Here is a 7,247-nt window from a genome sequence, read left to right as displayed (position 1 = left end):
TGTAAGGCTCCGGCTTGCGCCACTTGCGAATGTCGGCTGCAACCTGGCCAACCTGCTCTTTGCTTGCGCCGTGAACGATGATCTCGGTCTGGCTGGGGACCTCGAAGTTGATGCCCTCGGGCGCTTCGATGACAACCGGATGAGAGTAGCCGAGGGAAAGCTCGAGGGATGTGCCCTTGAGCGCGGCGCGGTAGCCGACGCCGACGAGCTGAAGCTTCTTCTGGAAGCCATTCTCGACGCCTTCGACCATGTTGTGGATGAGCGTACGGGTGAGACCGTGGAGGCTCTTGGCCTCGCGGGAGTCATCCGGACGAGAAACGATGATCTCATCGCCATCGCGGGCAATGGTCATCATCGGGTTGAAGCTGCGGTGCAGTTCGCCCTTCGGGCCCTTCACCGTCAAGTTATGACCGTCGATGGTCACCTCAACGTTGGCAGGAACGGCGACGGGCTGCTTGCCAATACGCGACATATCTTTGCCTTCCTTTCCTACCAGATGTAGGCGATAACCTCGCCGCCGATGCCCTTGTTGCGAGCGTCGCGGTCGGTCATAACGCCTTGGCTAGTCGAGATGATTGCGGTACCGAGGCCGCCGAGAACGCGCGGAAGGTCGTTCTTGCCGGCGTAAATGCGCAGACCAGGCTTGGAAATGCGCTTAATGCCGCGGATGGTCTTGGCCTTTTTGGGGCCGTACTTCATCGTGATCTCGAGGGTTGCGCGGGGCTCGCCATCAACGATTTCGAAGCCCTGAATGTAGCCCTCTTCCTGCATGATGCGGGCGATCTCGACGAGTTTCTTGCTCGACGGCATGGAAACCGTCGGCTTGCCGACAGAATGAGCGTTACGCACACGCGTAAGCATATCTGCGATGGGGTCGGTCATGCTCATTTTTGTTTTTCTCCTTTGATCCTTGATGAGCCTAAGCGCTCGGTTCGTTGGCGCCCATAACGCCTCCGCCTGATGCGCCGGCACACCCTAGCGTGTGAATCCGAAAAGGACTACCAAGAGGACTTGGTCACGCCGGGAAGTTCGCCTTTGCTCGCCAGCTCGCGCACGCAAATGCGGCACAGGCCGAACTTGCGATAGTAAGCGCGCGGACGTCCGCAGCGCGTGCAGCGGTTGTGCTGACGCGTGGAGAACTTCGGCTCGCGCTTGGCTTTGGCGATCATCGATTTCTTAGCCATGCATTCCTTCTTTCTTGCTTTAAAGGCCGCCTCCCTTAGGCAGCCTTAATGCCGAGGTTACGCAAATGGGCCGCGAGTGCGACCCGATTTGTTTTACTTGCTCTTGAACGGGAAGCCGAGCGCCTCGAGGAGCGCAAGAGCATTCTCGTTGTTTTCAGCGGTGGTGACGAACGTGATGTCCATACCACGGGTGCGGTCAACCTTGTCGTACTCGATCTCAGGGAAGATCAGCTGCTCGGTGATACCGAGCGTGTAGTTGCCGCGACCGTCGAAGCTGGTGCGGGAGATGCCGCGGAAGTCGCGAACGCGCGGAAGCGCGGTGGACAGCAGGCGGTCGAGGAATTCCCACATGCGGTCGCCACGAAGGGTGACCTTGCAGCCGATAGCCTGGCCCTCGCGGACATGGAAGCCTGCGATGGACTTCTTGGCGCGGGTGACGCAGGGCTGCTGGCCGGTGATGATGCGCATGTCGTTCATGGCAGCATCAAGCAGCTTGTGGTCGCTGGCGGCAGCGCCAACGCCCATGTTCACGACGATCTTCTGGAGACGCGGAACATTGTTGATGTTGGAAATGCCGAGCTCTTTCTCGAGCTTCGCGACGATTTCGCTTTTGTACTTTTCCTTCAAGCGAGGAGTAGTCATTTTTGCCTCTCATCCGATGATTTGAACGCCGGATTTCCGACCCGGCGTCCCTGGATTGCCCAGGGTCATACAACAACCTGCGCACCGAAAGGCGCGCAGGTTGAAGATTATACGTTACTTGACACCTATTTGTCGATGTCTTTTCCACATTTCTTGCAAACGCGGACTTTTTTACCCTGCTCGTTAACACGCTTGGAAGTACGGGTGGCTTCCTTGCAGTTCGGGCAAACAAGCATCACGTTGGAAACATGAAGAGGAGCCTCAACGGTGGTGATGCCGCCCTGCGGGTTCTGCTGGGTGGGGCGCATAGCCTTTTTCACCATGTTGCACTTCTCGACGACCACGCGCTGACGCTGCGGGATGGAGCGGAGGATCTCACCGGTCTTGCCCTTGTCCTTGCCGGACAGGATCTTCACGGTGTCGCCCTTCTTAACATGCATCGAAGACATATCTCACTAACCTCCCTACAGCGTTTCCGGTGCCAAAGACACGATCTTCATGTACTTCTTGTCGCGGAGCTCGCGAGCGACGGGCCCGAAGATACGGGTGCCGCGCGGGGAGCCGTCCTGGTTGATCAGGACAGCCGCGTTCTGGTCGAACTTGATGTAGCTGCCATCGGCGCGACGCACTTCCTTCTTGACGCGCACGACGACGCAGCGCACAACCTCGCCCTTTTTCACGGAGCCGTTCGGCATTGCTTCCTTGACGCTGCAGATGATCACGTCACCGAGGCCCGCGTAACGGCGCTTGGAGCCGCCCAGGACCTTGATGCACTGCACCTTGCGAGCGCCGGAGTTGTCGGCAACCGCGAGCATGGTTTGCATCTGAATCATTGCTTAACCTAACTTTCTCGTGAATAGCATGCAAAAACGCACGTGCTATTTTGCCTTCTCGACGATCTTCGACAGACGCCAGCGCTTCATCTTGGACAGCGGACGCGTCTCCATGATCTGAACAGTGTCGCCGATGCCGGCTTCGTTGTTCTCATCATGCGCATGGAACTTCTTGGTGGTGGTGATCATCTTGCCATAGACCGGATGCGGCTTGCGCTCCTTGACGGCAACGACGATGGTCTTGTCATTGGCATCGCTGACCACAACGCCCTGGCGGACCTTGCGCGAATTGCGAGTTTCACTCATGTTGCACTAACCTTTCTCGCCTTAAGCGCTCAGCTCGCGCGCACGCATCTCGGTCTGGATGCGAGCGATGTCTTTTTTAACCTGACCAACACGAGCGGTGTTGTCGAGCTGGCTGGTAGCCATCTGGAAACGCAGGTTGAAAAGCTCAGCGCGCGCTTCCTTCAGTTTCGCCTGCAGATCGTCGGCAGACAGTTCACGAATCTCTGCTGCTTTCATTTACGCCTGCCCCTCCGTTTCTTTGGAAACAATCTTGCACTTGATGGGCAGCTTGTTGATGGCAAGGCGAAGAGCTTCCTTGGCGGTCGCTTCGTCAACGCCATCGAGCTCGAACATGATGCGGCCCGGTTTTACGACGGCTACCCACTCTTCGGGGTTGCCCTTGCCGGAGCCCATGCGGGTTTCTGCCGGCTTCTTGGTGATCGGCTTGTCGGGGAAGATCGTGATCCAAACCTTGCCGCCACGCTTCATCTGGCGGGTCATGGCGATACGAGCAGCCTCGATCTGGCGATTGGTGATCCAGTGAGCTTCGAGGGCCTGAATGCCCCAGGAACCATGGCTCAGACGGGTGCCGCCCTTGGCTTTGCCCTTCATGGAGCCACGCTGCACCTTGCGGTGCTTGACGCGCTTAGGTACGAGCATTACTTCGTCCCCCTTTCGTTACGGTCGTTGCGACGGGAACGGCTCGGACGAGAGGTGCCTTCGAGGGCCGGCTGGGGAGCCTTCTGGCCGGGGAGGACCTCACCGTGGTACACCCACACCTGGATGCCGATGGCGCCCATGGTGGTGTTGGCGGTGCAGAAGCCGTAATCGATCTTGGCGCGGAGGGTATGCAGAGGCACGCGGCCTTCGCGGTACCACTCGCGACGGCTCATCTCGGCACCGCCGAGACGGCCGGAGCACTGGATGCGGATGCCCTTGGCACCGCTCTTGCGAGCGGACTGCACGGCCTTGCGCATCGCACGGCGGAAGGCCACGCGGCCTTCGAGCTGCTCAGCAACGGACTGAGCGATGAGGTTCGCGTCGAGCTCGGGACGCTTGACCTCGACGACCTCGATGTTCACGGGGCCGTTGGCGATCTTCTCGAGCTTCTTGCGGAGAGCGTCGATCTCAGCGCCCTTCTTGCCGATCACCACGCCCGGACGAGCGGTGGTGACGATGACCTTGATCTTGTCGCCTGCGCGCTCGATCTCGACCTTGGAGACGGCGGCACGGGAGAGCTGCTTGTTCAGGAACTCGCGGATCTCGAGGTCGTTCGCCAGGTTGGTGGCGTAATTCTTATCGGCGTACCAGCGGCTGCGCCAGTCTTCGGTGACGCCGATGCGGAAACCAGTCGGGTTGACTTTCTGACCCATGTGCTTTATGCCTCCTCTCGCGGGGCGACGACGATCGTGATGTGGCTCGTGCGCTTGCGGATGCGAGCGGCGGAACCCTTTGCGCGGGGACGAATACGCTTCATCGTGGGGCCTTCGTCAACGTAGGCCTTCTTCACGACGAGGGACTCGGCGCGCAGGTGGTTGTTGTGCTCCGCGTTCGCAACGGCGGAGTTGAGAACCTTCTCCACGGTCTCTGCGATACCGCGATTGGTGAAGCGCAGAATCTCCTGAGCCTGGGCGACGGACTTGCCGCGAACGAGGTCGACGACGATACGCGCCTTGCGGGGAGAAACGCGGACGTAACGGGCTTGTGCTCTAACTTCCATTGTTCACCCCTACCTATCTCTTGCCCTTGTCGGCGGAATGACCCTTGAAGGTGCGGGTCGGGGCGAATTCGCCCAGCTTGTGGCCGACCATAGATTCAGTAATGTACACCGGCACGTGCTTGCGTCCATCGTGGACGGCGATGGTGTGGCCCACCATGTCCGGGAAGATGGTGCTGGCACGCGACCAGGTTTTGATGACGTCTTTTTCGCCAGCTGCGTTCATGGCCTCGATACGGCCAAGCAGACGCGGCTCTACGAAAGGACCTTTTTTCAAACTTCTGCTCACAGTTACTCCTTAACGTGTCCGCGCTACTTCTTGCGACGACGGATGATGAGACGGCTCGAAGCCTTCTTCGGGTTGCGGGTGCGATGGCCCTTGCTGGGCATGCCCCACGGCGAAACAGAGTTGCGACCCGAAGACTTGTTCTTGCCTTCGCCACCGCCGTGCGGGTGGTCGACCGGGTTCATAACGGTGCCGCGGACGGTCGGGCGGATGCCCTTCCAGCGGTTGCGGCCGGCCTTGCCGATGCGGATGTTGGCATGCTCGGCGTTGCCGACTTCGCCAACGGTCGCGCGGCAGGTCAGAAGGACGCGGCGCATTTCGGAGGACGGCATACGCAGGATTGCGTACTTGCCTTCCTTACCCATGAGCTGGATGCTCGTGCCGGCGGAACGCGCAAGAGCGGCGCCCTTGCCAGGCTGGAGCTCAACCGCGTGGATCAGCGTACCAACGGGGATGTTGGCGAGCGGAAGCGCGTTGCCCGGCTTGATGTCGGCCTCGGGACCGGAAACGACCATATCGCCGACCTTCAGGCCCTTCGGGTGAAGGATGTAGCGCTTTTCGCCGTCGACGTAGTGCAGAAGCGCGATGCGGGCGGAGCGGTTCGGGTCGTACTCGACCGTTGCCACCTTGGCGGGCACGCCGTCCTTGTTGCGCTTGAAGTCGATGATGCGGTAACGACGCTTGTTGCCGCCGCCCTGATGACGGACGGTAATGCGGCCCTTGTTGTTGCGACCAGCCTTCTTGTGAAGGGGCGCAAGCAGCGACTTCTCCGGCTTCGACGTGGTGATCTCGGCGAAATCGGAGACCGTTTGGAAACGGCGGCCAGGGCTCGTCGGCTTGTACTGTTTGACTCCCATGACACTCTCTTTCTTGCTGGGTTTTTGCTCGCGCGCCTCTCCGCACACCAAAAACCCTCCTACCTTACGTGGCTTCCCGATTGCCGTGGGCACCGATGGAGGCTCGATGTCATGACGCCGGTCTAACCACGCGCCCGGGTGTATCCATAACACCGCAGACGCAACCGAAGATTATACACATCTTTTGGAGTACCGGCAAGAAGGACTTTTCGTAGCGACCTGGGAACACAAGGTGACCACAACTCTTTACCAAACCCTTCACCTAGCAACGGGTATCACTCCCCCACCCTTTTAGTAAGATATCTTGTTGTGAAAAGACGCCGTTTGACGAGACGGCGAATGAAGATAATTCGACTAAGGAGCAGCATTGAGCGCATCATCCCAAGCTTCAGCGCAGAAAGTCCTCGTGTTCGACTTCGGGGCGCAGTACGGGCAGCTGATCGCCCGACGCGTGCGCGACCTTCATGTGTACTCGGAGATCGTGCCGTGCGACATCACCGCCGAGGAGGTGCGCGAGATGTCGCCTTCCGCCATCATCTTGTCGGGAGGCCCGGCGAGCGTGAACGCCGAAGACGCCCCGCGCGTCGACCCCGCGATCTATGAGCTAGGCGTGCCGGTGCTCGGCTTTTGCTATGGGCATCAGATCACGGCGGTGACGCTCGGTGGCACCGTGTTCCACCCCGAGGTGGGCGAATACGGCCCCGCGACGCTTCACGTTGAGAGCGGCGCGCTTTTCGAGGGCACCCCGGCCGATCAGACCGTGTGGATGAGCCACTTCGACGCCGTGCGCGACGTGCCCGAGGGCTTCACCGTGGTGGCATCGACCGACGTATGCCCTGTCGCCGCGATGGAGAACGCCGAGAAGCGCATCTACACCACGCAGTTCCACCCCGAGGTCAAGCACACCGAATTCGGCCAGCAGATCCTCTCCAACTTCCTCTTCGGCATTTGCGGCCTCGAGAAGAACTGGTCGATGGACAACCTCGTCGAGACCATGACCGCCGAGTTCCGCGAGAAGGTCGGTGAGGACCGCGTCATCCTGGCGCTTTCCGGCGGCGTGGACTCCTCCGTGGTCGCAGCCCTTGGCGCCCGAGCCATCGGTAAACAGATGACCTGCGTGTTCGTGAACCACGGCCTGCTGCGCAAGGGCGAGCCCGAGCAGGTGGAGGAAGTTTTCACCAAGCAGTTCGACGTCGACTTCATCCATGTGCACGCCGAGGACCGCTACGCTGAGCTTTTAGCCGGCGTGACCGAGCCGGAGCAGAAGCGCCGCATCATCGGCACGCAGTTCTGGAATGAGTTCTTCGCGGTCGCTCAGCAGCTCGAAACCGACGGCAAGCCCGTGAAGTTCCTGGCCCAGGGCACTATCTACCCCGACATCATCGAGTCCGGCGCGCGCAAGACGGGCGGCAAGGCGTCCACCATCAAAAGCCACCACAACCT

General features: G+C 60.1%; 14 protein-coding genes. 1 reads left to right on the top strand and 13 read right to left on the bottom strand.

Annotated features, from left to right (window positions below):
• From rplF to rplB, 13 genes are all read right to left on the bottom strand, one after another.
• Positions 1–472: 50S ribosomal protein L6 (gene rplF / locus Q0G18_RS08410; RefSeq protein ID WP_297151934.1), on the bottom strand; the 472-nt coding region annotated here is incomplete at its 3' end.
• 17 nt (positions 473–489) lie between these two features.
• Positions 490–888: a 30S ribosomal protein S8 gene (rpsH, locus tag Q0G18_RS08405; RefSeq protein ID WP_297151931.1), complete on the bottom strand. Its 399-nt coding sequence runs from the start codon at positions 886–888 to the stop codon at positions 490–492.
• A gap of 110 nt (positions 889–998) precedes the next feature.
• Positions 999–1,184 (bottom strand): type Z 30S ribosomal protein S14, encoded by a 186-nt coding sequence (locus tag Q0G18_RS08400; protein ID WP_158050403.1) that lies wholly within the window; start codon positions 1,182–1,184, stop codon positions 999–1,001.
• A 93-nt stretch (positions 1,185–1,277) separates the two neighbouring features.
• Entirely contained in the window at positions 1,278–1,826 is a 549-nt protein-coding gene (gene rplE, locus Q0G18_RS08395; protein ID WP_158050402.1) for a 50S ribosomal protein L5, read from the bottom strand.
• Between the two features lie 125 nt (positions 1,827–1,951).
• Positions 1,952–2,266 (bottom strand): 50S ribosomal protein L24, encoded by a 315-nt coding sequence (rplX, locus tag Q0G18_RS08390; protein ID WP_246155894.1) that lies wholly within the window; start codon positions 2,264–2,266, stop codon positions 1,952–1,954.
• A 24-nt stretch (positions 2,267–2,290) separates the two neighbouring features.
• Entirely contained in the window at positions 2,291–2,659 is a 369-nt protein-coding gene (gene rplN / locus Q0G18_RS08385; protein ID WP_158050400.1) for a 50S ribosomal protein L14, read from the bottom strand.
• 45 nt (positions 2,660–2,704) lie between these two features.
• Positions 2,705–2,965, bottom strand: coding sequence for a 30S ribosomal protein S17 (gene rpsQ, locus Q0G18_RS08380; RefSeq protein ID WP_158050399.1), 261 nt, complete (start codon positions 2,963–2,965; stop codon positions 2,705–2,707).
• Between the two features lie 21 nt (positions 2,966–2,986).
• Entirely contained in the window at positions 2,987–3,181 is a 195-nt protein-coding gene (gene rpmC, locus Q0G18_RS08375; RefSeq protein ID WP_139652572.1) for a 50S ribosomal protein L29, read from the bottom strand.
• The gene (rplP, locus tag Q0G18_RS08370; RefSeq protein WP_158050398.1) at positions 3,182–3,604 is read right to left on the bottom strand and encodes a 50S ribosomal protein L16; all 423 of its coding nucleotides are present in this window, start codon (positions 3,602–3,604) and stop codon (positions 3,182–3,184) included. It abuts the gene before it with no gap.
• Positions 3,604–4,317 carry a 30S ribosomal protein S3 gene (gene rpsC / locus Q0G18_RS08365; RefSeq protein WP_158050397.1) on the bottom strand — a complete coding sequence of 238 codons (714 nt, stop codon included), beginning with the start codon at positions 4,315–4,317 and terminating at the stop codon, positions 3,604–3,606. Before rpsC ends, rplP begins: the two co-directional genes overlap by 1 nt.
• A 5-nt stretch (positions 4,318–4,322) precedes the next feature.
• Positions 4,323–4,664, bottom strand: coding sequence for a 50S ribosomal protein L22 (rplV, locus tag Q0G18_RS08360; RefSeq protein ID WP_158050396.1), 342 nt, complete (start codon positions 4,662–4,664; stop codon positions 4,323–4,325).
• A gap of 13 nt (positions 4,665–4,677) precedes the next feature.
• Positions 4,678–4,950: a 30S ribosomal protein S19 gene (gene rpsS, locus Q0G18_RS08355; protein ID WP_296061600.1), complete on the bottom strand. Its 273-nt coding sequence runs from the start codon at positions 4,948–4,950 to the stop codon at positions 4,678–4,680.
• A 23-nt stretch (positions 4,951–4,973) separates the two neighbouring features.
• Positions 4,974–5,804, bottom strand: a complete 831-nt coding sequence (gene rplB / locus Q0G18_RS08350; RefSeq protein WP_158050394.1) for a 50S ribosomal protein L2 — start codon at positions 5,802–5,804, stop codon at positions 4,974–4,976.
• Between the two features lie 367 nt (positions 5,805–6,171).
• On the opposite strand from rplB, the gene guaA reads away from it, so the two are divergent.
• Positions 6,172–7,247 (top strand): glutamine-hydrolyzing GMP synthase (gene guaA / locus Q0G18_RS08345; protein WP_297151923.1); only part of this gene is annotated, 1,076 nt, incomplete at its 3' end.

This window comes from uncultured Ellagibacter sp., assembly GCF_934636505.1.
Classification (GTDB): domain Bacteria; phylum Actinomycetota; class Coriobacteriia; order Coriobacteriales; family Eggerthellaceae; genus Ellagibacter.
The sequence above is the reverse complement of the archived record's forward strand: the minus strand, read 5'-3'. Positions and strand labels throughout refer to the sequence as shown.